This is a genomic window from Rhizobium sp. 11_C7_N12_5 (assembly GCF_051811145.1).
Classification (GTDB): domain Bacteria; phylum Pseudomonadota; class Alphaproteobacteria; order Rhizobiales; family Rhizobiaceae; genus Rhizobium; species Rhizobium lusitanum.
Genome location: NZ_JBPWPY010000001.1, coordinates 473,237 through 498,694, shown reverse-complemented (window position 1 = coordinate 498,694; position 25,458 = coordinate 473,237). Strand labels below are relative to the sequence as shown.

Below are 25,458 nucleotides of genomic sequence, written 5' to 3'. Positions count from 1 at the left end.
GATTGGAATCCAGCACGCGGGGCTTTTCATTTGCCAGCCTGGGCTTCAACAATATCGGCACTGATTCGAATCTAGAGGTTTCCATGGGTTTTCGTTCCCTTGCCCGGCTTTGGCTTGTTACCGGCAGCATTGCGGCATCGATCGCTGTGCCTGCATGGGCGCAGCAGGCACAACAGACTCAGCCGGCGCAGCAGACCCAACAGCTGCAGCCCCAGCAACAGGGCCAGCCGCAGCCCCATACGCAGCAAGTTCCGACCAGCCAGGTTCCACAACCTCCGGGCACGGTGCGCTCGAGCCACGGGGCCTGGTCCGTCGTCTGCGACAAGCCGGCGGGTGCTTCTGCCGAGCAGTGCGCCCTGATGCAGAACGTGATCGCAGAGGATCGCCCGGAGATCGGCCTTTCCGTCGTGGTCCTGAAGACCGCTGATCGCAAGTCAAAGATCCTGCGCGTGCTCGCGCCGCTCGGCGTACTTTTGCCGAACGGCCTCGGCCTCAATATCGACGGCAAGGATATCGGTCGCGCCTATTTCGTGCGCTGCTTTGCCGACGGCTGCTATGCGGAAGTCGTGCTTGAAGACGAATTGCTGAAGACGCTGCGCAGCGGCGCCACCGCGACCTTCATCGTCTTCCAGTCGCCGGAGGAAGGCATCGGCATTCCGGTCGATCTGAAGGGCTTTGCAGAAGGCTACGACGCCCTTCCCTGAGGGGATGGGCTTGCTCTTGCGCCATGCGAAGCCTACATCGGCTCTGAACGGAGCACCTGACCCATGAATACCGATCTCCTTACTCTTTTCGATGCCGATGAAACCAAGCTGCGCGGCATCGTCGCCGAGGCGCTTTCAGGCGCCGATGACGGCGAGCTCTTCGTCGAGCATGTCCAGGCGGAATCGCTGACATTCGACAATGGACGGATGAAGGGCGGCAGCTTCAACACAGAACAGGGCTTCGGCCTGCGCGCCGTTGCCGGCGAGGCGGTCGGATACGCCCATGCGGGCGATCTCTCCGAAGCTGCGCTGAAGCGGGCCGCCGATGCCGTGCGCGCCGTCACGGCGGGTTACGCCGGCTCCTATGCGGCCGCGCCGCAGCGCACCAACAAGGTGCTCTACAGCGACGAGAATCCGATCGGCGCGCCGACATTCGAGGATAAGGCGAAGCTGCTTCAGCAGATCGACAGCTATCTGCGCGACAAGGACGGCAAGGTGCGCCAGGTGACGGCATCCATCGCCGCAAGCTGGCAGGTGGTCGACATTCTGCGCGCCGACGGCCATCGCGTGCGCGATATCAGGCCGATGACGCGCATCAATATCTCCGTCGTCGTGGGTGACGGCGACCGGCAGGAGTCCGGTTCCTTCGGCACGGGCGGCCGTATCGGTTTCGGTGATTTCATCACGCAGGACAACTGGCGCCACGGCGCCGACGAGGCACTGCGCCAGGCACTCGTCAATCTGGAGGCGATCGATGCGCCTGCCGGCACGATGGATGTCGTGCTCGGATCCGGCTGGCCGGGTGTCATGCTGCATGAAGCCGTCGGTCACGGGCTGGAAGGCGATTTCAACCGCAAGAAAACATCGGCCTTTGCCGGACTGCTGGGTCAGATGGTCGCCGCACCGGGTGTCACCGTCGTCGACGACGGTACGATCGAAAGCCGCCGTGGCTCGATCACGGTAGACGACGAAGGCACGCCCTCGGCCTATAACGTGCTGATCGAGAACGGCAAGCTGGTCGGCTACATGCAGGATCGGCAGAACGCCCGCCTGATGGGCATGAAGGCGACGGGCAACGGTCGTCGGCAGGGCTATGCCCACACGCCGATGCCGCGCATGACCAACACCTATATGCTCGGCGGAGACAAGACGCCCGAAGAGATCATCGCCTCGGTGAAGAAGGGCGTCTACGCCGTTTCCTTCGGCGGCGGCCAGGTGGATATCACATCAGGCAAGTTCGTCTTCGGCTGCACCGAGGCCTATCTGATCGAGAACGGCAAGGTCGGCGCGCCGATCAAGGGCGCCATGCTGATCGGCAACGGCCCCGACGCCATGAAGCGCGTCTCGATGATCGGCAACGACATGAAGCTAGATACCGGCATCGGCAATTGCGGCAAGGGCGGCCAATGGGTTCCCGTCGGCGTGGGCCAGCCACATCTGAGGATGGATCAGGTGACGGTGGGCGGCACGAAGGCCTAGAGCGGTAACGCGTTTCACGGAATCGCCTGACCGCTCTATGCTATTGTTTCACGCAATTCCGGACGGAAAACCGCTACGCACTTTTCCTGGAATTGCTCTAGACCGCCCCTCACCCTCAATCTCCACGAGGGCGAAAGCACCACTTGCGCTCGACTGCGGCAGCGAGATCGAGGCCATTTCGATGCGCGAAAAGCAGGACATGGCCGAGCAGATCGGCCGTTTCATCCGCGAGCGCCGTCGCCAGCTGCTCGTCGCTCATGCCCCTGCGTCGCCCGCGGCCTGTCGTCTTATTCCAGATCTGCGTGAGTTCGCCCATCTCCTCCTGAAGTTTCAGGACGAACCAGTCGTCGTCGCGCTCAAGGCCATTGTCGGCGGCATAGGTCGCGGAGGCTGTTTCGAATTGCTGGATCAGTTCGGATAGCATCGATATCGTTCCCTTTATGTTCCAGCCATCAATGAACGATTCCATCAAAAAAGTCGAGCCGGCGGATTTTTTTGCCCTGCCGGCTCGACTTTTCGAACTATCGCTATGCTCAGCCCTTGTTCGGAAGCAGCATGCAATCGAAATCCTTGCGCTTCAGCGCAGCGCAGGCCGAGCTTGCATCGTCACGGGTGGAGAAGCCGACGAAGCGGGCGCGATAGACCGTGTTGCCGCCCTTGCCGAATGCCTCCGTATAGGGCGAGGCGTTGGCGAGGGCATTGCCAGTCCTAGACTTCGCCTCGGACAGAATATCCTTGGCGGCCTGTGCGCTTGGGGTGGCGGCGATCTGCACCTGCCAGCCGCCGGTCGCAGCGGGCTTGCCGGCACTCATGATTTCGTCCATCGCGACGGGACGATCCATCGGCACGGTGACGTTCGACGTGGCGGCATATGCCAGCGGAGCGACCGGAGCGACCTCCAGACGCTTACGCGTCGTGGCGGTGGTCTGCGCGTCGATATCCACGGCGACGTTGTCGGACGCCGATGCCACTTCGACCTGCTTCGTCCTGATGTTGCCGATGCTGGCAACGAGCCGCGATGTCGAAACCGGGCTCGCCTTCGGCACGTTGCGATCGAGCAGCGACGCCATCAGGGCATCTCGGCTACGCGCTGTCGCGCCGCCCATGACGACGCCGATCACACGACGGTTGCCGTCACGCACGGCGCTGACGATGTTGAAGCCGGAGGCGTTGGTGTAGCCGGTCTTGATGCCGTCCATGCCCTCGTAACGATACATGAGGTTATTATGGCCGCGAACGTATCGGCCACGATAGTTGAAGCTTGCCTGCGAGAAGAGCCGGTATTCCTGGGGGTAGTTGTTGATGAGGGCGACGGCAAGCGTCGACATATCGCGGGCGGTCGTCACCTGCTGCATGTTCGGAAGGCCAGAAGCATTCATGAAAACGGTGCGGCGCATGCCGAGTTCGCGTGCCTTCTGCGTCATCAGCCGGGCAACGCCGCTTTCGCTGCCGCCAAGAGCTTCGCCCATCGCAGCGGCGGCGTCATTGGCTGACTTGATGATCATGCCGTCGACGGCTTCGCGGACGGTGACCGTGCCGCCGGGCTTCAAGCCGAGTTTGGTCGGGGGCTTGGACGCGGCGGCGCTCGATACGGGGATCCTGGTGTTCCAGCTCAGCTTGCCGCGATGGATCGCCTCGAAGGTCAGGTACAGCGTCATCATCTTGGTCAGCGATGCAGGATGGTTGAGATCATCGGCATTGCTCGATGCAAGGACCTTGCCGGTCTTCGCATCCATGATGAAATAGGCACTGCCGGCGAAGCTCGCCGCAGGAGCGCTCAACAGCAAGACGGCCGCCGACAGGGCCATCAAAAGTCTTTTCATAATTGTCCCCAACCGAATGAATGCCAACACACCGCATCAATCCCTGTATGATTTTGCGACAAAAAACCTGATATCGGTGCGATATTGAGGCAATAGCCTCGATAATTCCTCAATTTTGTCTTTCCTGGTAAAATAACTGTTAACGCATTGGAAATATGGCAAAGATTCAGCAAGACTTAACGGAGGATGCGCTACAGCCTTGACATTCGTCAACCGGGTCAAGCCGCATGGAACCAGGCATCAAGGTCCGCCTCAAGCGCACGATGATCTCCGGCGGGCTGGAAGCCGCCGCAATTCTTAAAGGCGCAGGCCTAATGCGAGACGTTGCCGGCATGGGCGTCATATTCACCCTGCATCACGTTCGCCCCGCCCTCCCCCGCCGCTTCGCCCCCAATGCACATCTCGAGGTTTCGCCCGATTTTCTCGACCGCACGATCGTCCGGTTGAAGCAGGATGGCTATGATTTCATTGCCCTTGATGCGCTGCCGGAGCGCGTGGCGAACGCTCATGGCAAACCGCCCTTCGTCGCCTTCACGCTCGACGACGGCAATCGCGACAATCTCGATCATGCCCTGCCGATCTTCGCCCGCCACCACACGCCGTTCACCGTTTTCGTTGCCCAGGGGCTTTCAGAGCGGACTCATAGCCTTTGGTGGGAAACGCTGGCTGAGCTGCTTGGCCGGCTGGATCGGCTGACCTTCGATTTCGGCGCCGGTGAGGAATTTCTGCCGCTCGGCAAGGAGAGCCAGCGATACGCCGCCTTTGCGCGCTTCGCTGCCTTCGTTCATGACAGCGACGAAAGCGAGGCCATCGCCCGGATCGATCACATTGCGCGAAAGAAGGGACTGGAGCCGCTCGACATCGTGAGCGCGTCGATCATGGACCGGACGGAGTTGAGGCATCTCGCCCATCATCCATTGGCTTCGCTCGGCGCGCATACGGTGAGCCACCGGGCACTGGCCAGGCTGCCCGAAGCGGAGGCTGCTGTCGAAATGGCGCTCTCGGCCGATTATGTGGCCGATATTACGGGACGGCGGCCGATGGCGATCGCCTATCCCTATGGCACGGCCCAGGCGGTCTCGCCGCGCGAAGGCAGGCTTGCCGCGGAGCTCGGCTTCTCGGTCGGCGTCACGACACGCCCCGGAACAATTACAGCAAACGCCAATGCCCTCACGCTTTTGCCGAGATTATCCCTGAACGGTCATTACCAGAAGGCGCGCTATGCCGCGGCGCTCGCCTCCGGCATCCCCCTGCGGCTGATGGGTCGCCGGGAAACGGCGTAGGCCCGCCGGACAACGGCGTAGGCCTCACGGATACATCCGCACCTTTTGCCACGCGCCTTCCGGCACGTCACGGCGAAATTCGATTCGATCGTGCAGGCGGAATTGGCGATCGTGCCAGAATTCGATCGACAGCGGCCGAATACGGAAGCCGGACCAATAGGGCGGGCGTGGAATGTCGCCTATGACATAACGGGCCGTATATTCCGCAACGGCCTTTTCCAGCGCAAACCGACTCTCCAGAGGGCGAGACTGCTTCGAAGCCCAGGCGCCGATGCGGCTGCCGCGCGCCCTCGTCTTGTAATACTCATCTGCCTCCTTGTCGCTCACCACTTCAACCAATCCGCGCAGGCGCACCTGCCGGCGCAGCGATTTCCAGTGGAAACACATGGCTGCTTTCTTTTGGGAAAGAATTTCTTGACCTTTCTGGCTTTCGAAATTCGTATAGAATACGAATCCGTCGCTATCGAAACCCTTTAAAAGGACCATGCGGACATTTGGCAATCCATCCCCATCCACCGTCGCCAGGGCAACCGCATTCGGATCATTTGGCTCTGTGGTCTCTGCTTCGCGCAGCCAGGCCGCGAAAAGAGTGAAAGGCTCGTTCTGTTCGGTGAAGTCACCGCTTGTTAACTCGTTTTCCGACATATTAGTTCAAATGCTCCGCAATTCCTAAAAATCGCCAGCCTCTCAGGCAGGCCAAGATATCCGGGTGGAAGTCATAGCAAAGTCGACCGTTCATACAAAGCGCAAGCTTGCAAAAGGCGTGACGACGGCTGTCGCCCTTGTCTCCTTTTTCACCCTTGGCGGCTGCGTCGGCGGCGGCATGGACTATCTGAGCTCGGCCAAGGTCGACCGCAGCGTATCGACGGGCACGGTCCCGACTGCTCCGGTGACCACCGACAGCATCTCCGACGAAGCCACCGTGCGCAACGCCGTGACCTCTGCGGATCTTCACAAGCTTAACGGACAACCCATTCCCTGGGCGAATGCCTCCACCGGCAGCGCCGGCGTCATCGGCACGATCGTCGAGAGCAATGCCGCGGGTCTTGTCTGCCGCCAGTTTCGCACCACCCGCCATTCCTATGACGGCATCGCCAATTTCTCCGGCCGGACCTGCCTCATCGGTCAGGGCGAATGGCAGTTGCTGAGCTTTCAACAGGCCGGCTGACCGCCGCCCCTCCCTTTTTCCGGCTCGCGAAGAGACCTGGCGGAACAATGCGCTCCGCATCCAATCCCATATCTGGCAGCGATCGTTAGTAATTGGCTAACCATCCCCGAAGATGCAGGGCGCCACCCACTGTCCGGCGTAACGCCTGATTAGCAACTATTCCCGCAGGATCAGCTCGTACGCGCATCGACCTTGCCCCCTTCGGGGACGCGAGAAAACGAGGTGCGATCGTTGTGTTTTTGTTTCGGGGTGCCGCCGTGGGGCCAGGCACACCCATAAGACGGTGGCTACAGGAATGCGCGATCCTTACAAGATACTGGGCGTAAAAAGAGATGCCGAGGCGGGCGAAATCAAGGCAGCCTGGCGAAATCTCGCAAAGACCGCCCATCCCGATCACAATATGGGTGATCCGACGGCAACGGAGCGTTTCGCCGAAATCGGCCGCGCCTATGAAACGTTGAAGGATCCGCAAAAGCGCAGCCGCTACGATCAAGTCGCCCGTATGGCCGAAGCGAAGGGCCAGACCGCGGAGCAGACCATCATTCAACAGCGACAGGCTGCCCGTGAAGCCGCGGAACGTGCCAGGGTTGCCCGCGCCAATGCCGAAAGGGTGATGGAGGAGCTTGCCCGCGCAAACGCCCGCAAGGCAGCGGCAGCCGCCGCTTCGGGACAACAGGCCGGCACAGGCGAGGCGCCGGAAGATATGGTCGAGCGGATCTTCGGCGTGAAAGCCGGCCGCGCGCAGCAGGACCAGGCTGCATCCGAGATGAGCGCGCAACAGGCAGAGAAGCAGCGCGAGCCGAACGCGGCCGCGATGGAAGAACAGCGGGCGGAAGAGGAGCAGCTGGCAACGGGGACCGCCTCTGTCGGAGCGCGCTCCCCCTTCCGCATTCTCGGTTCCATCGTGCGTCGCTTCACGGGCAGCGTGCCGGACAAGGCGCCCGAAAAGACCCCGGAGGTCGCGGCCGAAGCGACAGTAACGCTCGACGACATGCTGAAGGGGCGATGGATCACCGTTCCGCTATCCGATGGTCGCGAGGCGCGCTTTCAGGCGACGACGGATATCGGTAACGGCCAGGTGCTTCATCTGAAGGGACAGGGATTGAAGCTTCAGGGGATGCTGCGTGGCGATGTGGCGGTCACCGTCCATCTCTCCACTGACGCGCGTTTCACACTCAACGGCCATGACGTCCGCACGACGCTGCCGGTTACCATCGAAAATGCAGTGCTCGGTTGCGAGACGACAGTCGAAGGGTTGAGCGGGCCGGTCAAGCTCACGGTGCCTGCCTGGTCCGGTTCGGATCAGATTATCCGAGTCCACGGCGAGGGATTACCGGACGGAAATGGCGGAAATGGCGATCTCGTCGTGGAATTGCGACTGATGCTGTGGGAAAAACCGGATGATAAGATTACCGATTTGATGCGCAGCATGCGGGAAGGTCTTTTCCTGTGAAATTTTGGTGAAAACAGCACCCTTTGTTACGATCCCTAACAGTTGATGATCCTGACGATGCTTGAACAGGGGGACGGCCTATGCCATAGGCAGGATCATTCGAAAGTTCAAGGGAGCAGAATATGGCTCAAACCACTGGCCTCATGGCAGGCAAGCGCGGCGTCATCCTCGGCGTAGCAAACAACCGTTCGATAGCGTGGGGTATTGCCAAAGCCTGTTCGGAAGCCGGAGCCGAAATCGCATTGACATGGCAGGGCGATGCCTTGAAGAAGCGCGTCGAGCCGTTGGCTCAGGAGCTGGGCGCCTTCATGGCCGGCCATTGCGACGTTACCGAGCCCGCGACGATCGACGCCGTCATCGACGCGCTGGAAGCGAAATGGGGCAAGATCGATTTTGTCGTGCACGCCATCGCCTTCTCCGACAAGGATGAGCTGACCGGCCGTTACCTCGATACCAGCCGCGATAACTTCACGCGGACGATGGACATCTCCGTCTATTCCTTCACCGCCGTAGCCCAGCGCGCCGAGCGAATCATGAATGATGGCGGCTCGATGATCACCCTGACCTATTATGGTGCAGAGAAGGTCATGCCGCATTACAACGTCATGGGTGTCGCCAAGGCTGCTCTGGAAGCAAGCGTGCGCTATCTCGCCGTCGATCTCGGCGGCCGCGGCATTCGCGTCAACGCGATTTCGGCAGGCCCGATCAAGACGCTCGCTGCTTCCGGCATCGGTGATTTCCGCTATATTCTGAAGTGGAATGAATACAACGCGCCGCTGAAGCGGACTGTCACGATCGACGAAGTCGGCAACTCCGCTCTCTATCTCCTGTCCGACCTGTCGACAGCCGTTACCGGCGAAATCCATCATGTCGATTCCGGCTACCACACGATCGGCATGAAGTCCGTGGACGCGCCCGACATTTCCGTCCAGAAGGACTGATCAACAGGAAATCTGACCGTGCCGCCCATCCTCTATGTGATCCGACACGGTCAGACCGACTGGAATGCCGCGCGCCGCCTGCAGGGTCAGAAGGACATCGACCTCAACGCCATCGGCCGAGAACAGGCGCGGCAGAACGGCATCGACCTTCGCGAAATCCTCGCATTCGAAAACAAGCCGTTCGATTTCGTCGCAAGCCCGTTGCGGCGCACCCGCGAGACCATGGAGATCGCGCGGGAGGCCATGGGCCTGCCGCCCAAGGATTATGGCACCGACGAACGGCTGGTCGAGGTGTCCTTCGGCGCCTGGGAAGGCTTCACCCTTAGGGAATTGAAGGCTGCCGAACCCGAGCGCCTTGCCGAGCGCAAGGCCGGCAAATGGGATTTCATCCCGCCCGGCGAAGATGCGGAAAGCTATGAAATCCTTTCCTGGCGTGTCGGCTCCTGGCTGACCTCGGTCGAACGGCCAACCGTCTGCGTCACGCATGGCGGCGTCATCCGCACATTGTTCCGTCTGGTCGGCGATGTCGCAAAGGAAGAGGCGGCGGAAATTCCGATCCACCAGGATCAGATTCTGAAGGTCGATCCGCAGATGAAGATCATCGGCTGGATCTGAGGCAGCCCCGGAAAAGTACGCGGCAGCTTTCTTCCGGACCGGGATAAAACAACACGTCAACACAGCCGGTGACACGGTTCACGAGCCGCCAGTTTGTCCGGCGGCATCAATATTTACTGAACGATGTCGAGATCGTTGACGACGCGTTTGCCGTCGACCTCAGTGTAGAAGACAACAACCTTCACGCCGGCCTTCAGACCGTTGAAATCGAAATCCTCCGGCACCTGATAGTTCTTGCCATCGTCCAGCGTAATGTTGAAATTCTTCGTATCGACCTTCTTGATCGTGGACTCGACGTCAGCGCTTTCGGCAAAGGCCGCGACGGGAGCAAGCAGGCTTGCCGTGGCCAAAAGCGTCGCTACAAAAAAGCGCATGGTCGTTACCCTTTATACGTCAATTCGATTTTGATTTGTTATGCAGCCTAAAAAACACTTCGAATATGGCGGAAGTTGCCCACAACGGTGACTTTGCTTGCCCAATTGATAAATGCATTGTCACAATCCACAGCACGGCTTAATCCTTGTTTACCATACCGAAGAGGCGATGACGGAGGGTGGAGACCGGCACTGCGCCATCGCGGAAAGAAAGATTTTGTCTTACCGGCTTTTTGTCCTATGAGTGTGCCGCAATCGCAAGAGACAAGACGCGGCCTGCCCGGCAGACCGCACCAATCCGGTCGTTTTTCATGTCGCACAATACATTCGGTCATCTTTTCCGCGTCACTACCTGGGGCGAAAGCCATGGGCCGGCGCTCGGCTGCATCGTCGACGGCTGCCCTCCCGGCCTTCGCTTCAGGCTCGAGGACATTCAGGTCTGGCTCGACAAACGCAAGCCCGGCCAATCGCGCTTCGTGACGCAGCGGCGCGAGGACGATCTCGTCAAGGTGCTGTCCGGAGTGATGATGGACGAGGACGGCGAAACGATGATCTCGACGGGCACGCCGATTTCGATGCTGATCGAGAATACCGACCAGCGCTCGAAGGATTATGGCGAGATCGCGCGCCGTTATCGCCCCGGCCATGCCGATTATACTTATGACATCAAATATGGCATTCGCGACTATCGCGGCGGTGGCCGCTCGTCTGCCCGCGAGACGGCAGCGCGGGTTGCCGCGGGCGGCATCGCCCGCCTCGTCGTGCCCGGCGTCACAATCCGCGGCGCGCTGGTGCAGATCGGCAAGCACAAGATCAACCGTGCCAACTGGGATTGGGCGCAGGTGGACCAGAACCCGTTCTTCGCACCGGATCCTGCGATCGTGCCGGTATGGGAGGAATATCTCGACGGCATCCGCAAGGCCGGTTCCTCGGTGGGCGCCGTCGTGGAAGTCGTGGCCGAAGGTGTGCCGGCGGGCCTCGGCGCGCCGATCTATGGCAAGCTCGACCAGGATATCGCCTCGCTGCTGATGTCGATCAATGCCGTCAAGGGCGTCGAGATCGGCGAAGGCTTCGCATCTGCCGAACTGACGGGCGAGGAAAACGCCGACGAAATGCGCATGGGCAACGACGGCAACCGCATCTTCCTGTCCAACCATGCCGGCGGCATTCTGGGCGGCATTTCCACCGGTGAGCCGGTTGTCGCCCGCTTCGCCATCAAGCCGACGTCCTCGATCCTGACGGAACGCCGATCGATCGATGCTGATGGCAACAATGTCGACGTGCGCACCAAGGGGCGGCATGATCCATGCGTCGGCATTCGCGCCGTGCCGATCGGCGAGGCAATGGTTGCCTGCGCCGTTGCCGATCATTATCTGAGAGATCGCGGCCAGACGGGCCGGCAGAGATAGGGATTTCTTGATGCCTTACGACCAGAAGCGCGTTGTCGATGCCATCCGGGCTTTTGAAGCCGGCGAAATCGTCGTCGTCATGGATGACAACGACCGCGAGAACGAGGGCGACCTGATCGTTGCCGCGGTTCATTGCACGCCGGAAAAGATGGCCTTCATCGTTCGCCATACATCCGGCATCGTCTGTACGCCCATGCCGCGCGAGGAGGCCAAGCGCCTGAACCTCAATGCCATGGTGGCGGAAAACGATTCCGCCCATACGACCGCTTTCACCGTTTCCGTCGACTTCAAGCACGGCACGACAACGGGTATTTCCGCCGACGACCGGACGCTGACCGTGCGCAACCTCGCCAATCCGAATGTCGGCCCGACCGATTTCGTCCGCCCCGGCCATATTTTCCCGCTCGTCGCCCGCGAAGGCGGCGTGCTGATGCGCTCGGGCCACACGGAAGCCGCGGTCGATCTCTGCAAGCTCGCCGGCCTGCCGCCGATCGGCGTCATCAGCGAACTCGTCAATGACGACGGCACGGTGACGCGCGGCCCGCAGGTGGTCAGCTTCGCCGAACAGCATGAGCTGAAGATGGTCTCCGTCGCCGATCTCATCGCCTATCGCCAGCGCAAGGAAACGCTGATCGAGCTCGGCACCAGCTTCGATATCGACACGCCGTTCGGCAAGGCGCGCGCGCATACCTATTCGCTGCCCTGGGACACGATGCAGCATCTCGCCGTCGTCTTCGGAGACATCCGCGACGGCATCGACATTCCGGTGCGCCTGCATCCCGAGAGTGTTGCCGAGGATATTTTCGGCAAGCGCCGTCCCGTCGATTTCTACATGAAGAAGATCGCAGAAGAAGGCCGCGGCATCATCGTCTATCTGCGCGAAGGTTCCGTGGGCGTTGGCCATTTCGACAATGGCCGCAAAGCGCGACAGGCCGAGCGTGAAAGCCATGCCGAGGCGCAGGCGCGCGAAAGCGAATGGCTGGAAATCGGTCTCGGCGCGCAGATCCTCAAGGATCTCGGCGTCAGCTCCATCAAGCTGCTGACCAGCCGCGAACGGCACTATGTCGGCCTCGAAGGCTTCGGCATCAAGATCGCCAAGACGGAGATTTGCTGAGGGGTTGATCTCGCCCGCTAATGGGCGAGACAGCGCGATCGTTCCTGGCGAAGCCTGTACGAGGTCTATAGCCGTTGAAGCTGACCTGTTACGATGAAGGGTTGGAGCTAACGATTGCCGGGTTGCCGCCGATCTGGTTGCACGGTGGTATCATGATCGTTGCGTTCTTCATCACTTTTCCCCTGTGGAGTAGGTTTAGCGCAACGGGATTCATCGCCGCAAGCCTCGTGGCCGTAGGCATCATCCTTTCGATCCTGGCTCATGAGCTCGGCCATTCTCTTACGGCGCGGTATCTCGGTTTTACCCCAACGCTAATCCGCCTGCATGCAGGCGGTGGTCAAGCTATTTTGGAAACCGAGGGGAGCACCCATATTCAGCGGCGTTTGATTACGATCGCGGGGCCCATTATCAATCTCGTGCTCGGGCTCGTGCTTTTGTTGGCCTATCATACCGCTATCCAGAATTCCCTCAGTCCTGTTGCGCCAAGTCCAGAGGCACCTTGGTTTCGGCCCCCACCCACTGCCGTTCCACCGCTTTTCACAGCGTTGCTTTGGCTTGGCGTGTTAAATCTTGTTTGGTGTGGCGTGAATCTTTTGCCGGCATTTCCGCTTGACGGTGGGAATCTGCTGTATGAGGCACTCGAAGCGCGTTACGGCTCTTACCGCGCATTGTTTTGGACAGGATTGCTTGGGACAGCTTTCGCCATCGCTGCAAAGATCATTTTCATAATCGGCATTTTGACGGGGCTTGTGATCTGGTCACCGCCTTATCTCAAACCGAATTTGCAGGCACTACGAGCGTCGCGCCAACATCGACCAGCAACGTGAGCAAAAGCCGACCAACCGCACGCGGCACGCAGTTCTGACGGATAAAATCAGTCTCGCGGCCGCAGCGACGAGAAATCTCGATCGAGCAGGCCCATCATGATGTCATCGTGCCAACTGCCGTTGACATAGGCCGTCTCCCGCTCCCGTCCTTCGACAATAAAGCCGCACTTTTCATAGGCGCGGATGGCGCGTTTGTTGTAGGCGAGCACGCGTATTCCGATACGATGCAGCCCCATTTCACCAAAAGCATGGCGCAGCAGAACGGTGATCGCTTCGGTGCCGAAGCCTTTGCCTAGCAAGGCTGGATTGTTGATACCGATCGCCATCGTCGCGCGCCTGTCTTGGCGATTGACGTTGTCCAATCTGATTTCACCGGCGAAGATGCCATTGATTTCGATGATCCACGCATGGGGATGATCGATAAGCCATTGCAGCCACGCGGTCGCGCCTTCCTGGGTAATCGGCTTCACGTCGCCGCTGTTCACGCCGTACATCCCCGCTATCTCGGCATGATTGCCGAGAGCAACACGCACATCTGCATCATCAGCACATGGCGGGCGGAGCCTGATATTGCGGCCCTCAAGAATTGGTGCCAAGTATCTCTCCCTTTTCATAGGCCCCTCCACCTAACCCTCCCCTTGGAGGGGAGGGTTAGGTGGAGTTATTTGCGCCCGCTGCCAGAGCTAACCAACTGTCAGCCCAACCAGCGCGTTCCGCGCGACCTCCCCCCTCAAGGGGGAGGTGGTTAGCCCCGCCAGCCCTCGAGAAAAACGACCTTCTCGACGCCGGTGAAACGGGCGACACGCTCCAGCTCCGCTTCCAACCTCTCAAGCCGGCCAGCAGAGGGTTTGACGCCCGGTTCCAGCCACAAGCGCTTGACGTCCAATGTACCCACCTTGCGGTCGGCCTTCATGTCGATGCGGCCGATGAGCCGGTCGCCCTCCAGCAGAGGGAAAACATAGTAGCCATATTCGCGCTTGGGCTCCGGTACGAAAATCTCGATGCGGTAGAAGAAACCGAAGAGGCGTTCGGTGCGGTTGCGGTCGCGCAGCACCGGGTCGAAGGGACTGAGCACGCGGATACGCGCCGGCGCTTCCGGATAACTGTCGAGCATGGCATGGAAGTCGGTGAACGCGAAGGAGGGGCGTGGCTTCCCGCCAATGGCCGGTTCGATCAGCATTTCCGTCAGTTCGTCGCGATGCGTCTCCACCCATTTCTTAGCTTCCTGCGGCGTCACCAGATCCCAGAAGGCAGCGATTTCGCCTGAGGTGGCAAAGCCCAGGCGCTGCAAAGCGCTGCGGCAAGCCCATTCGACGAATTCCTCATGATCGACCTCCGGTGTATGGACGTGATCCGGCAAGACGCGCTCGACCAGATCGTAGACCTTCTGGAAATTCGTGCGGCCGGCGATCGCGAATTTGCCGGTACGCCAGAAATATTCGAGCGCGGTCTTGTTCGGATGCCAATTCCACCAGCCGCCCGAGACATGGCCCTCCGCCTTGATCTCACGCGCCATGATGGCGCCGTTCTTCAGCACACGCTCGTAGGTCTCTTCAAAAGCAGATTCGAAACCCTCGCCGCGCCATTTGCGCCACCGCTCGACGAGCGCCAACTCCTCGCGGCGGAACCGGTGCTTCCAATAAACGAAGAAAGCGCTCGGCAGGATCGAGGCATCGTGCGTCCAGTGTTCGAACAGCGCACCGTCCTTTTCCAGCAGCTCGGTCAGATGTTCGCGTCGATAGGTCTGATTGCGCGAGAACAGGATCTGGTGATGCGCCCGCTCGACGGTACCAATACTGTCCACCTGCACGAAGCCGATATCGTGGATGAGCTGCAGCAACCCCGCCTTGGTCAAGGCGCGGTTCGGCGGATTGGCAAGCCCCTGCTTGGCAAGGAAGACGCGGCGGGCGTCGCGATTCGAAAGCAGATTCGTCATGGAGCGATCATAGGCATAAATTCCCATGCTTTCAAACAGCCCCTGATTTGATAAATCGCCGTAATGCGCTATAGGACCGCGACATCACCATGGGACAGGCAAGCCGCTTGGACATCCGCTTCGACAATGCCGGCGTCAACTTCGGCACACGGACCGCGCTCTACCCGCTGAACCTGACGCTTCAGGAGAAGCGCGTCGGGATCATCGGCCTCAACGGTTCCGGCAAGACGACCTTTGCGCGGCTGATCAACGGGCTCGCCAAGCCGACCACCGGCCGCGTCGTCGTCGACGGGCTCGATACGGCCAGCGATGCCGCCTCCGTGCTCGGAAAAGTCGGCTATATCTTTCAGTCGCCGCAGAACCAGATCATCCTGCCCATCGTGCGCGACGACATCGCCTTCGGGCTCAAGGCTCGCGGCTTGGACAAGGTGCAGATCGAGGCGGCGGTGGACGGCATTCTCGAGCGGTTCGGCGTCAGCCATCTCGGCGCGCGGCGCGCCCATGAACTTTCGGGCGGCGAGCTGCAGATGGCAGCTCTTTGCTCGGTGCTGGTCACCGGCCCCGATATCCTCATTCTCGACGAACCCACCAACCAGCTCGACTTGAAGAACAGGGCGCTGGTGCAGAGGACGATCGCAGCGTTGCCGGAAAACGTCATCATCATCAGCCACGACCTGCCGCTGGTCGAGGATTTCGACCGGGTGCTGCTGTTCGATCAGGGCCGCCTCGTTGTCGACGCACCGGCGGCGGAAGCCATCGCCCACTACAAGGAGATGGCGAGCTGATGCAAACGCTGCACGTGGACGCGGATACATGGATGCATCGGCTGACACCGCGCGTGAAACTCGTAACGCTTGCCGCGCTCGGCATTCTATTGTTCCTGGCGGATTCCACCGCGCTGCTCGAGCTCGCAAACCTCATCGGTGCCGGCCTCTATTTTCGCAGCGGCCTCTCGGTCGGCGAGGCATTGAGGCGGCTCCGTCCGATCCTCATCTCCATTGCCGTGCTTTCACTCTTGAACCTGCTCTTCAGTCCGTTTCACCTTGTCGTCGTGGTGGCGCTGCGGCTGACCGCGCTTGCGCTGTTTGCAGCCGCTGTAACGGCGACAACATCGATGGCCGCCTTCATCGATGAAATCACCGTTCTTGCGACGCCGCTTGAGAAGATGGGTTTGCTCAGGGCGGCCGATATCGGGCTCGCGGTCGGCCTCGTCCTGCGTTTCGTGCCTGAGATTCTCGACCGCTATCGCGCCATCCGCGAAGCGCACGAAGCGCGGGGAATCAAAATACGCTTGGCAACGACGCTTGTGCCGCTGATCATCCTCACGCTGCGCGACGCTGACAATATCGCGGCTGCGATTGACGCGCGCGGCATTCGGCGGCATTGAACATAGATCTTTTTCGGATGGAGCCGCCATGAATACCCGCGATCTTGTCCTCTCCGCACTCTTTGCCGCCATCATAGTGGCGCTCGGCCTGTTGCCGCCGATTCCGATCGGCATCATTCCCGTGCCGATCACCGCGCAGTCGCTTGGCGTGATGCTGGCGGGCGTGGTGCTCGGCGCCAGGCGCGGTACGATCGCGGTGCTGATCGTCGTCCTGCTGGTGATAATCGGCATGCCGGTGCTATCGGGCGGCCGCGGCGGTCTTGCCGTCTTCGCGGGCCCGACGGCCGGTTTCTTCATCGGCTGGATATTCGCGGCCTTCGTTACCGGCTATCTCTCGGAGCGGCTGGTGAAGCCGGAGCAGACCAGCCTCAACCAGGGCATCGGCTTCTTCATCGCCGCCGTCATCGGCGGCGTCGTGGTGCTCTATGCCTTCGGCATTGCCTGGCTGGCCATCAACATCGGCTTCACCAAAGCGTTCTTCGGCTCCCTGGGCTTTGTGCCGGGTGATCTCATCAAGGCAGTCGTTGCTGCCCTCGTCGGTCGCGCCGTCATGGCCGGCTATCCGCTTCTGCCGCAGCGGAGCTGAACTCGGCTCAGGGCGGAAAAAACGCAATCGGCGAACGCATCACGTCAGATATTTGTAGAGCCAGTCGCGGGTGTCCTCTGGCAGCGGCGCTGGGTCGTGCTCATTGCCACGCACGGCAAGCCACAGAATCTCGACCTCGGCCGCCAGTTCATTGCCGGTCTCGACCATGACGACGAAGCCGATGGACTTGCCGCCGATCTTGTTGACGCTGATCGAGAAGCGGGCAAGGTCGTCGTAATGCAAGGCCCGGTGCAGGGAACAGGATGCCTTGGTGGCGACATAGGCCGGTTCGTCGTCGACCAGCGGCCGCGTGCGCCAGAAATTCGAGAGCGCCGTCTCCGCCTGTGAGATATAGGAGGCGATGAACATATGACCGTGCCGGTCGACATCGCGCGGTGGCACTCTCAACTCGATGACATCGGATCGCTCTACACTCGTCATCACGTGAAAACCCTGCCCAACGCCATACGCACCTTAATGAAAGCTTAACATCGCGCCTTAATAAGTAAACGGGCGCCGCTCCAAAGTGGTTAAGATGGATTGTTGACATTGTAGTGACATTGTCCATGTCCTGTAATAGGCGTCACACCTCATTTATAGATTGGCCCCATGAGCACACGTCTTTACGAACACCCGATTTTTCTTGAGCATATTGTACCGCCTGGCCACCCGGAACGGCCGGACCGGCTGCGCTCGCTGAACATCGCGCTGGAGCATCCGAATTTCGAGCGGCTCGACCGGCGAAAGGCCCCTGCGGCCAATGAAGACGCGGTCCTGCTTGCCCATCCCGAAGAGCATCTGGACTTCGTCCTGCGGTCGATGCCGGACAAAGGCAACGATGGCGAGATCAACCAGATCGAGGCGGATACCTATGCCAGCCCGAAGACGCTGCAGGCGATCATGCACGGCGTCGGCGGCGCCATGGCCGCGGTCGATGACGTATTTTCCGGCGCTGCCGACAATGTCTTCGTCGCAGCCCGCCCGCCCGGCCACCATGCGGAGAAGACCAAGGCCATGGGCTTCTGCTTCTTCAACAATGCGGCGATCGCCGCCCGCCATGCGCAAAATGCTCATGGCGCCGAGCGCGTCGCCATCGTCGATTGGGACGTGCACCACGGCAACGGCACTCAGGACATCTTCTGGGACGATCCATCCGTGCTTTTCTGTTCGACCCACCAGATGCCGCTCTATCCGGGCACCGGCAAGAAGGACGAGCGCGGCACGCACAATACCATCGTCAATGCGCCGCTTTCGCCCAATACCGGCGGCGATCATTTCCGAGAGGCCTTCAAGTCGCGCATCCTGCCGGCGCTCGATGATTTCCGCCCAGACATCATCATCATCTCGGCCGGCTTCGATGCCCACCACCGCGATCCGCTGGCACAACTGAACCTCACCGGCGAGGATTTCGACTGGGCGACGGGGCGGATCCTGGAGGTCGCCGATCGCAGCGCCAACAACCGGGTCGTCAGCCTGCTCGAAGGCGGCTATGATCTGGAAGGGCTGGCCGAATCGGCGGGTCTGCATATTCTGCGCATGATGAAGGGTTGACGATGAGCGAAAGCGCCAAGGTGGATGTATCAGGCTATTCCTTCGAGAAGGCCGTGGCGGAGCTTGAAAGCATCGTTGCGCGGCTGGAGCGCGGCGACGTGGCACTGGATGAATCCATCACCATCTACGAGCGCGGCGAGGCACTGAAGAAGCATTGCGAGGCGCTGCTGTCGGCCGCCGAGAACCGCATCGAGAAGATCCGGCTCGACCGCGCCGGCAAGCCGCAGGGCGCGGAGCCGCTGGACGGCGCGTGAGATAAGACAGGAAAGTTTGAGTTTCCCTGACATTCCCGGTAGGTTGAGCCTCAACCGAAAGGAGAACCGCCATGTCTTTCTTCCCAGGAAACGATCCGCAAGCCGGTGACGCCTTCGCCTGCGATGCGATCGAGAATCTCATCATTCCGCGCACCAGCGACCTTGGCGGCTTCTCCGTGCGGCGAGCTCTTCCAAGCAGCCGCCGACGGTTGGTGGGGCCGTTCATCTTCTTCGACCGCATGGGGCCTGCAATTTTTCGGCCGGGCCAAGCGGTTGACGTGCGCCCGCATCCGCATATCGGCCTTTCCACTGTCACCTATCTGTTCGACGGCGAGATCCGCCATCTCGACAGCCTCGGCACGGCCAAGGTGATCCGCCCCGGCGACGTCAACCTGATGACGGCCGGACGCGGGATCGTTCACTCCGAACGCACCCCGGAAAATCTGCGCGATCATCCTTTTGCGATGTCGGGCCTGCAGACATGGCTGGCGCTCCCCGACGACAAGGAGGAGATCGATCCTTCCTTTGCCCATACGGAGAAAGACGAGCTGCCTGTCATCGCCGATGGAGGCGTAACCGGGCGCGTGGTGATCGGAGATTTCGAAGGCCTGAAATCACCGGTGAAATCCTTCTCCGACACGCTGTATGTCGATCTGCAGCTTCAGCCGAACACGACGTTTCCTTTTGGTGCAGCCCATGAGGAGCGCGCGGTCTATATCCTCTCCGGCTCGCTCATCGTCGCCGGCGATCACTTCGCGCAGGATCAGCTCCTCGTTTTCCGCCCCGGCGATGCCATCACCCTGGAAGCTGCGGAAAAAGGCTGTCATCTCATGCTTTTTGGAGGTGCGGCGCTCAATTCGAAGCGCTATATCTGGTGGAACTTCGTATCCTCTTCCAAGGAACGCATCGAAAAAGCCAAGGAAGAATGGCGCACGGGCCGTTTCGATATCGTGCCGGGCGACGAGGAAGAGTTTATTCCCTTGCCGGAGGGCTGACGGGTTCATAACAGTGCCAAATGTTTCTTGTTCGGGCACTCCTTGAATTCGGCGTCTTTTGTCGCAATCTGTTTTGACGTAAAGGCGGGCAACCGCCCAAGAATAGCAAGAAAGAGGCTTCTGCCTTGACACAAATGCCAGAGACGCCGCTGCTGGACCGGGTCCATTATCCTTCCGACCTGCGAAAGCTGGAGGACCGGGACTTGCCGCAACTCGCCCGCGAAGTCCGTGACGAAATGATCGATGCGGTATCGCGCACGGGCGGACATCTCGGCGCCGGTCTTGGCGTCGTCGAACTCACCATTGCCATCCACAGCGTTTTCGATACGCCGAACGATCGCCTCATCTTCGATGTCGGGCATCAGTGTTATCCGCACAAGATTCTGACCGGACGGCGCGACCGCATCCGCACGCTGCGCCAGGAAGGCGGGATTTCGGGCTTCACGCGCCGCGCCGAAAGCGAATACGATCCCTTCGGCGCCGCGCATTCCTCCACGTCCATTTCCGCCGGCCTCGGCATGGCAGTTGCCGCCGAGCTTGATGGAACCGACCGCCGGGTCATCGCCGTCATCGGCGACGGCGCGATGTCGGCCGGCATGGCCTATGAAGCGTTGAACAATGCCGGCGCGCTCGACGCGCGGCTGATCGTCATCCTCAACGACAACGATATGTCGATCGCGCCGCCGACGGGCGCGATGAGCGCCTATCTCGCCCGCCTCGCCTCCGGCCGCACGTATATGGGCTTCCGCGATTTCGGCAAGAAACTGACGGCCTATCTCGGCAAGAAGGTCGATCGCGCCATAACACGCGCCGTCGAGCACGCACGGGGCTATGTGACCGGTGGAACGATGTTCGAGGAGATGGGCTTCTATCATATCGGCCCGATCGACGGCCATTCCTTCGAGCATCTGCTGCCGGTGCTGCGCAACGTCCGCGACAATGCGCAAGGTCCGGTGCTGATCCATGTCGTGACGCAGAAGGGCAAGGGCTATCCCCCAGCCGAGGCGGCCGCCGACAAATATCATGGCGTCAACAAGTTCGACGTCATCACCGGCGCGCAGGCCAAGGTGAAACCGAATGCGCCGAGCTACACCAGCGTCTTTGCCGATGCTCTCGTGCAGGAGGCGATGTTCGACGACAAGATCGTCGGCATTACCGCCGCCATGCCTAATGGTACCGGCCTCGACAAGCTCCAGGAATTCTACCCCAAGCGCTGTTTCGACGTCGGTATCGCCGAGCAGCATGCCGTGACTTTTGCTGCCGGCCTTGCCGCCGAGGGCTACAAGCCCTTTGCCGCGCTCTATTCCACCTTCCTGCAGCGCGCCTATGACCAGGTGGTGCATGACGTGGCGATCCAGGGTCTGCCGGTGCGCTTCCCGATCGATCGCGCCGGTTTCGTCGGCGCCGACGGGCCGACGCATGCCGGGTCCTTCGACACGACCTTTCTGGCGACCCTGCCCGGATTCGTCATCATGGCTGCCGCCGACGAGGCGGAACTGAAGCATATGGTGCGGACGGCGGCCGCCTACGATCTAGGGCCGATCTCGTTCCGCTATCCGCGCGGCGAAGGCGTCGGCATCGAAATGCCCGAACGGGGCCAGATTCTGGAGATCGGTAGGGGTCGCGTGGTCAAGCAGGGGTCGAAAGTCGCCTTGCTCTCCTTCGGCACGCGTCTCGCCGACAGCCTTGCCGCGGCCGAGGATCTCGACGCCGCCGGCCTGCCGACGACGGTCGCAGACGCCCGCTTCGCCAAGCCCCTCGACCACGATCTCATTCGCCAGCTTGCTGCCCACCACGAGATGCTGATCACCATCGAAGAGGGCTCGGTCGGCGGCTTCGGCAGCCAGGTCATGCAGTTCCTCGCCAGCGAGGGCCTGCTCGACAACGGCCTGAAGATCCGCACGCTCGTCATGCCCGATATCTGGATGGACCAGGCGAAGCCCGAAGTCATGAATGCCAAAGCCGGCCTCGACCGCGCAGGCATCGTGCAGACGGTGTTCAGGGCGCTGGGCCACGGCCGGATCGTCGAGGCTGCCGGATAATGCGGATAGGATCAGGCGGGTCTACGGCCGCCTGATGCCATCAAGAATCGAGCGCATTGAAAACTGCCACGCGGTCGCGGCCGGCTGCCTTTGCCTGATAAAGCGCAGCATCGACATTCCTTAGCAGCAACATACGCGTCGCGCCATCGTTGGGCGCGAGTGCAGCGCCGATGCTCAGCCTTGCGAAAATGGATACGCCATCGACCGTAAACGGCGCTCTGAATGCCATAAGCAATCGTTCGGACAATGAAACAAGCGCGTTCCTGTCGGGCGGGGCCGGCACGAATATCGCGAACTCGTCGCCTCCCATACGAACGACGATATCATCGGTACGGATGACCGAGCGGATGCGTGCTGCCGCCTCGCACAGAACTTCGTCGCCGACATTATGACCGAAGCGGTCGTTGATCGACTTGAAGCCATCCATGTCGAGATAGAGGACGCCGAAATTCCGGCCAGCTGCAACAGCGGCGCTCAATGCTCCGTCGACTACGGCATCCAATGCCGAACGGTTGAAGAAGCGGGTCAGAGGGTCGGTCATGGCGGCAGTGCGCAAGTCGTTTTCAGCGATACCCATTAGCAGATTCGTCTTCTGAAGACACAGGAGAGCGCTTGCGATCTGCGCAAATCGCAAAAGGCTCTGCTCCTCGCTCGGGGAAAAGCGCCTCGGCGACTGATCGAGAATGCAGAAGGCACCTACGGGTTGGCCATTCTCCAATCGGACCGGTGCGCCTGCATAGAAGCGAAAACGCGGATCCTCCACGACAAAGGGCGCGACCATCAACTCGGTATCTTCAGCCAGATCGGGTATAACAAGCAATTCGTCGTCAAAGACCACGCGCGTGCAGATCGACATATCGCGGGAGCATTCGGCAATCTCGAGGCCCGCCTGCCCCGCAATGCGCTGCCAGTCCTCGTCGATGATATTGATCGCCGCATAGGGTGTGCCGAAAACGCCCCTTGCCAGCTCCGCAAGGACGGAAAGCTCCGGCGTCGGACTGCTATGAATCGCGTTCAGGGAGCGTACCGCTAAAAGTCTCTGTGTTTCATTGGTCGGAACTCGGACGAGCCGTCCCATTCGAATCTCCCTCGGCAATCATCACGAGGCCTATAAAAAAGGTGGTTCGAAGCTCAGCGCAACCCTCTCGTCGCTTAAATATTTAACAAATGCTGACGAGAAGGGCGGTTGGCATGGCGTTGATGGCGCTCAAGGCACGCGTGCCACGCAAAAGAGCTGTTGTCCCTTGTCGCGACAGATGCGCCAAAATAGAACGGAGCTGGAGACCTCGTCGTTTTTTTCACGGCCTCTCAATAGCATCGGCCCGTCGCTGAGCGGCAGGCCGATGCTGTTTACGGAGATGATTCGCCATGAACGACCCAGGCGGGGTCGCTCATCGAAGGACGATCAGAACTCTTCCCATTCGTCCTGGGCGGCCGCAGCCGCGGTTGCCTTGCCGCCGAAGGCCTTGGCCACCGTGCGGCCGAGCGCCCGGGCCGGCGATACAGCAGGCTTCGAGCGTGCCGTTGCGACTGCGGGACGCGCGGACGTTGCCTGCGGCGCATTGCTGAGCCGGAACTGGCGCAACAGCTCATTCAGTGCCGCGGCTTCGCGGGCGAGTGCGTGGCTGGCTGCGGTCTGTTCCTCGACCATGGCGGCATTCTTCTGCGTGCCCTGATCCATGTTGTTGACCGCAGTGTTGATCTCCTGCAGGCCGGTCGACTGCTCGCGGGTCGCCGTGACGATCGCGCCGACGTGACGATTGATTTCCCGAACTTCCGAAACGATCAATTCCAGGGCCTTGCCGGTCTCGCCGACCAGGGACACGCCGGTATTGACCTGATCGCTCGACGTGGTGATCAGCGCCTTGATTTCCTTGGCGGCATTGGCGGACCGCTGGGCAAGCTCGCGGACTTCCTGGGCGACGACGGCAAAACCCTTGCCGGCATCACCGGCGCGGGCGGCTTCGACACCGGCGTTCAGGGCAAGCAGATTGGTCTGGAAGGCGATATCGTCGATGACGCTGATGATGTTGCTGATCTCGCCCGAGGACTTTTCGATCTGCTGCATGGCGGATACCGCCTTGCGCACCACTTCACCGGACTTCTCGGCGCCGAGGCGTGCACGCTCGACGAGATGGCCGACATCCTCGGCGCGCTTGGCCGAATCGCGGACCGTCGTGGTGACCTCTTCCAGGGCTGCGGCAGTCTCCTCGACGGCGGCGGCCTGCTGCTCGGTACGATGAGCAAGATCGTCGGCGGCCGAACGGATTTCGTCGGCGCCGGCATTGATGGCGGCGGCATTGGTGCCAACCGACTGCAAGGCCGCTTCCAGCTTTTCGACGGCATTGTTGAAATCGGCGCGAACGCTGTCGAACTGCGGCGCAAAGGTGCGGTCGAGACGCGCCGCGACATTGCCGGCGGCGAGAGCCGAGAGCCCACCTGCAAGCGTCTCCATGGCGAAGCGGATTTCACCTTCTTCGCGCGCCTTCTGATCATCGCTCACCTGGCGCTGACGCTCGGCGTCATCGCGCATGCGATCGGTCTCGCCGGCGAGGCGCAGCTTCTCGATCGCCGCCTGCTTGAAGACGAGAACGGCATCGGCCATGCTGCCGACTTCATCGCCACGGCCAACGGCTGGAACGTCGATATCGTGCTCGCCGCCGGCCAGACGTCCCATGGCGGCGGTCATGCCGACGATCGGGCGAACGATGATGCGCGACAGCAGCCAGGCAAGAACGGCGGCGATCAGCGCCACGAGGATGCCGCCCACGACGAGCGTCAGGCGCAGATCGCCATTGGCCTGATCCTGCGTCGCCGCCAGGTCGCCGGCCTTGGCGCGGGCTGCCTGCTTGATCTTTGCGGCCGCCTCGCGGAAACCGTCGAGTTGGCCCTTGGTTTCGTTCTGACCGATCTTGACGATCTGGTCGAGCGGCATGTCGGTTTCCTTGCGAGCCTTCGTCTGCGGCTCTGCAAGCTGATGGAAATAGATATCCGCGGCCTTCTGCATGTTGTCGATGGCCTGCAGCAGATCCGGAGAGTCGGCAGCGACCTGCTTGGCCGCGGCAATGCTCTTCAACATCCGGTCGCGATTGGCGAAAACATCGGCATAGGTGCTGTCGCTGTGGAGCAGGAGGAAGCCGCGCAGGTTGACCGCCTGTTCCAGCATTGCCTGCAAGGAGTCGTCGATGAGATTGACGAGCTGCTGCGACCTGGCCTGCTCCGCCGCAGCTCCAGCCGACATCTCTTCCTTGGAATACACGAATGCCGAAACGCAGGCGAAAATGGCGATCAGCGCCGTGAACGTTATGGCAAGCTTGCCATTCAGCGACAGTTTTTTCGCAAACATAAGCGAGCGCCTCCTGAGCGCCGGTCCTGGCGAGCATCGATAGGCCGTGGGAAAGGACGGCGGATGCTCGAAAAATTCAGGGAAGGGTATGATTGGGACGCGGAAGCGTGAAGCCGTCATGGCAGGCGTTGATCCTGAAACAGACCATCGCAATCACGGACATCGGTAGAG

General features: G+C 60.8%; 26 protein-coding genes. 17 read left to right on the top strand and 9 right to left on the bottom strand.

All coding sequences use genetic code 11. The features are described from left to right. Positions 1-83 precede the first annotated feature (83 nt). Both AB8B29_RS02350 and tldD read left to right on the top strand, forming a co-directional pair. Positions 84-704, top strand: coding sequence for an invasion associated locus B family protein (locus AB8B29_RS02350; RefSeq protein WP_037198632.1), 621 nt, complete (start codon positions 84-86; stop codon positions 702-704). Positions 705-767: 63 nt separating this feature from the next. Next, complete coding sequence (gene tldD / locus AB8B29_RS02345; protein WP_037198596.1) at positions 768-2,183, top strand: metalloprotease TldD; 1,416 nt, start codon at positions 768-770, stop codon at positions 2,181-2,183. Between the two features lie 115 nt (positions 2,184-2,298). Here the strand turns inward: tldD and AB8B29_RS02340 are convergent, their stop codons facing one another. Together AB8B29_RS02340 and AB8B29_RS02335 are read right to left on the bottom strand one after the other, a co-directional pair. Then, the gene (locus AB8B29_RS02340) at positions 2,299-2,607 is read right to left on the bottom strand and encodes a pyrophosphatase (RefSeq protein ID WP_037198631.1); all 309 of its coding nucleotides are present in this window, start codon (positions 2,605-2,607) and stop codon (positions 2,299-2,301) included. Between the two features lie 109 nt (positions 2,608-2,716). Further along, positions 2,717-4,006: a D-alanyl-D-alanine carboxypeptidase gene (locus tag AB8B29_RS02335; protein ID WP_037198594.1), complete on the bottom strand. Its 1,290-nt coding sequence runs from the start codon at positions 4,004-4,006 to the stop codon at positions 2,717-2,719. Positions 4,007-4,233: 227 nt separating this feature from the next. Here AB8B29_RS02335 and AB8B29_RS02330 point away from each other — a divergent pair, with 227 nt between their 5' ends. Then, positions 4,234-5,289, top strand: a complete 1,056-nt coding sequence (locus AB8B29_RS02330) for a polysaccharide deacetylase family protein (RefSeq protein WP_037198593.1) — start codon at positions 4,234-4,236, stop codon at positions 5,287-5,289. Positions 5,290-5,313: 24 nt separating this feature from the next. Here the strand turns inward: AB8B29_RS02330 and pdxH are convergent, their stop codons facing one another. Then, a complete protein-coding gene (gene pdxH / locus AB8B29_RS02325; RefSeq protein WP_037198592.1) occupies positions 5,314-5,934 on the bottom strand; it encodes a pyridoxamine 5'-phosphate oxidase in 621 nt (206 codons plus the stop codon). Positions 5,935-5,998: 64 nt separating this feature from the next. On the opposite strand from pdxH, the gene AB8B29_RS02320 reads away from it, so the two are divergent. From AB8B29_RS02320 to AB8B29_RS02305, 4 genes are all read left to right on the top strand, one after another. Continuing rightward, positions 5,999-6,457: an RT0821/Lpp0805 family surface protein gene (locus tag AB8B29_RS02320; RefSeq protein WP_037198590.1), complete on the top strand. Its 459-nt coding sequence runs from the start codon at positions 5,999-6,001 to the stop codon at positions 6,455-6,457. 295 nt (positions 6,458-6,752) lie between these two features. Beyond that, positions 6,753-7,910 (top strand): DnaJ domain-containing protein, encoded by a 1,158-nt coding sequence (locus AB8B29_RS02315; RefSeq protein ID WP_037198588.1) that lies wholly within the window; start codon positions 6,753-6,755, stop codon positions 7,908-7,910. Between the two features lie 122 nt (positions 7,911-8,032). Further along, positions 8,033-8,851: an enoyl-ACP reductase FabI gene (gene fabI / locus AB8B29_RS02310; protein ID WP_037198586.1), complete on the top strand. Its 819-nt coding sequence runs from the start codon at positions 8,033-8,035 to the stop codon at positions 8,849-8,851. Positions 8,852-8,869: 18 nt separating this feature from the next. Continuing rightward, positions 8,870-9,466 carry a histidine phosphatase family protein gene (locus AB8B29_RS02305; protein WP_439006113.1) on the top strand — a complete coding sequence of 199 codons (597 nt, stop codon included), beginning with the start codon at positions 8,870-8,872 and terminating at the stop codon, positions 9,464-9,466. Between the two features lie 113 nt (positions 9,467-9,579). Here the strand turns inward: AB8B29_RS02305 and AB8B29_RS02300 are convergent, their stop codons facing one another. Next, positions 9,580-9,840: a DUF1344 domain-containing protein gene (locus AB8B29_RS02300; RefSeq protein ID WP_037198584.1), complete on the bottom strand. Its 261-nt coding sequence runs from the start codon at positions 9,838-9,840 to the stop codon at positions 9,580-9,582. A 311-nt stretch (positions 9,841-10,151) separates the two neighbouring features. On the opposite strand from AB8B29_RS02300, the gene aroC reads away from it, so the two are divergent. The 3 genes from aroC to AB8B29_RS02285 all read left to right on the top strand — a co-directional run bounded on the left by aroC (position 10,152) and on the right by AB8B29_RS02285 (position 13,190). Further along, complete coding sequence (gene aroC, locus AB8B29_RS02295) at positions 10,152-11,249, top strand: chorismate synthase (RefSeq protein WP_037198582.1); 1,098 nt, start codon at positions 10,152-10,154, stop codon at positions 11,247-11,249. A gap of 10 nt (positions 11,250-11,259) precedes the next feature. Continuing rightward, positions 11,260-12,363 (top strand): 3,4-dihydroxy-2-butanone-4-phosphate synthase, encoded by a 1,104-nt coding sequence (ribB, locus tag AB8B29_RS02290; RefSeq protein ID WP_037198581.1) that lies wholly within the window; start codon positions 11,260-11,262, stop codon positions 12,361-12,363. 74 nt (positions 12,364-12,437) lie between these two features. Then, positions 12,438-13,190, top strand: a complete 753-nt coding sequence (locus AB8B29_RS02285; RefSeq protein ID WP_051963872.1) for a M50 family metallopeptidase — start codon at positions 12,438-12,440, stop codon at positions 13,188-13,190. 47 nt (positions 13,191-13,237) lie between these two features. Here AB8B29_RS02285 and AB8B29_RS02280 read toward each other — a convergent pair whose 3' ends face one another. Continuing rightward, positions 13,238-13,786: a GNAT family N-acetyltransferase gene (locus AB8B29_RS02280; protein ID WP_439006111.1), complete on the bottom strand. Its 549-nt coding sequence runs from the start codon at positions 13,784-13,786 to the stop codon at positions 13,238-13,240. Between the two features lie 149 nt (positions 13,787-13,935). Next, positions 13,936-15,126: a winged helix-turn-helix domain-containing protein gene (locus tag AB8B29_RS02275; protein WP_037198629.1), complete on the bottom strand. Its 1,191-nt coding sequence runs from the start codon at positions 15,124-15,126 to the stop codon at positions 13,936-13,938. Positions 15,127-15,233: 107 nt separating this feature from the next. Here AB8B29_RS02275 and AB8B29_RS02270 point away from each other — a divergent pair, with 107 nt between their 5' ends. From AB8B29_RS02270 to AB8B29_RS02260, 3 genes are read left to right on the top strand one after another with little or no spacing between them, the layout of a single operon-like run. Beyond that, complete coding sequence (locus AB8B29_RS02270) at positions 15,234-15,911, top strand: energy-coupling factor ABC transporter ATP-binding protein (RefSeq protein ID WP_047638924.1); 678 nt, start codon at positions 15,234-15,236, stop codon at positions 15,909-15,911. Then, positions 15,911-16,513, top strand: a complete 603-nt coding sequence (locus AB8B29_RS02265) for an energy-coupling factor transporter transmembrane component T family protein (protein WP_037198578.1) — start codon at positions 15,911-15,913, stop codon at positions 16,511-16,513. Before AB8B29_RS02270 ends, AB8B29_RS02265 begins: the two co-directional genes overlap by 1 nt. 28 nt (positions 16,514-16,541) lie before the next feature. Further along, positions 16,542-17,099 (top strand): biotin transporter BioY, encoded by a 558-nt coding sequence (locus AB8B29_RS02260; RefSeq protein WP_037198577.1) that lies wholly within the window; start codon positions 16,542-16,544, stop codon positions 17,097-17,099. Between the two features lie 39 nt (positions 17,100-17,138). Here the strand turns inward: AB8B29_RS02260 and AB8B29_RS02255 are convergent, their stop codons facing one another. Then, a complete protein-coding gene (locus AB8B29_RS02255; protein WP_037198575.1) occupies positions 17,139-17,540 on the bottom strand; it encodes an acyl-CoA thioesterase in 402 nt (133 codons plus the stop codon). Between the two features lie 168 nt (positions 17,541-17,708). Between AB8B29_RS02255 and AB8B29_RS02250 the strand changes: the two genes are divergently transcribed. The 4 genes from AB8B29_RS02250 to dxs all read left to right on the top strand — a co-directional run bounded on the left by AB8B29_RS02250 (position 17,709) and on the right by dxs (position 21,941). Beyond that, entirely contained in the window at positions 17,709-18,650 is a 942-nt protein-coding gene (locus tag AB8B29_RS02250; RefSeq protein WP_037198574.1) for a histone deacetylase family protein, read from the top strand. Positions 18,651-18,652: 2 nt separating this feature from the next. Continuing rightward, complete coding sequence (locus AB8B29_RS02245) at positions 18,653-18,904, top strand: exodeoxyribonuclease VII small subunit (protein ID WP_037198573.1); 252 nt, start codon at positions 18,653-18,655, stop codon at positions 18,902-18,904. 71 nt (positions 18,905-18,975) lie between these two features. After that, the gene (locus AB8B29_RS02240; RefSeq protein ID WP_092572935.1) at positions 18,976-19,899 is read left to right on the top strand and encodes a pirin family protein; all 924 of its coding nucleotides are present in this window, start codon (positions 18,976-18,978) and stop codon (positions 19,897-19,899) included. 125 nt (positions 19,900-20,024) lie between these two features. Continuing rightward, positions 20,025-21,941, top strand: a complete 1,917-nt coding sequence (gene dxs / locus AB8B29_RS02235) for a 1-deoxy-D-xylulose-5-phosphate synthase (protein ID WP_439006109.1) — start codon at positions 20,025-20,027, stop codon at positions 21,939-21,941. Positions 21,942-21,981: 40 nt separating this feature from the next. Here the strand turns inward: dxs and AB8B29_RS02230 are convergent, their stop codons facing one another. Further along, on the bottom strand, positions 21,982-23,019 hold the full coding sequence (locus tag AB8B29_RS02230) for a sensor domain-containing diguanylate cyclase (protein ID WP_113118783.1): 1,038 nt from the start codon (positions 23,017-23,019) through the stop codon (positions 21,982-21,984). 327 nt (positions 23,020-23,346) lie between these two features. Continuing rightward, positions 23,347-25,287, bottom strand: coding sequence for a methyl-accepting chemotaxis protein (locus AB8B29_RS02225; protein ID WP_047638893.1), 1,941 nt, complete (start codon positions 25,285-25,287; stop codon positions 23,347-23,349). Positions 25,288-25,458 lie beyond the last annotated feature (171 nt).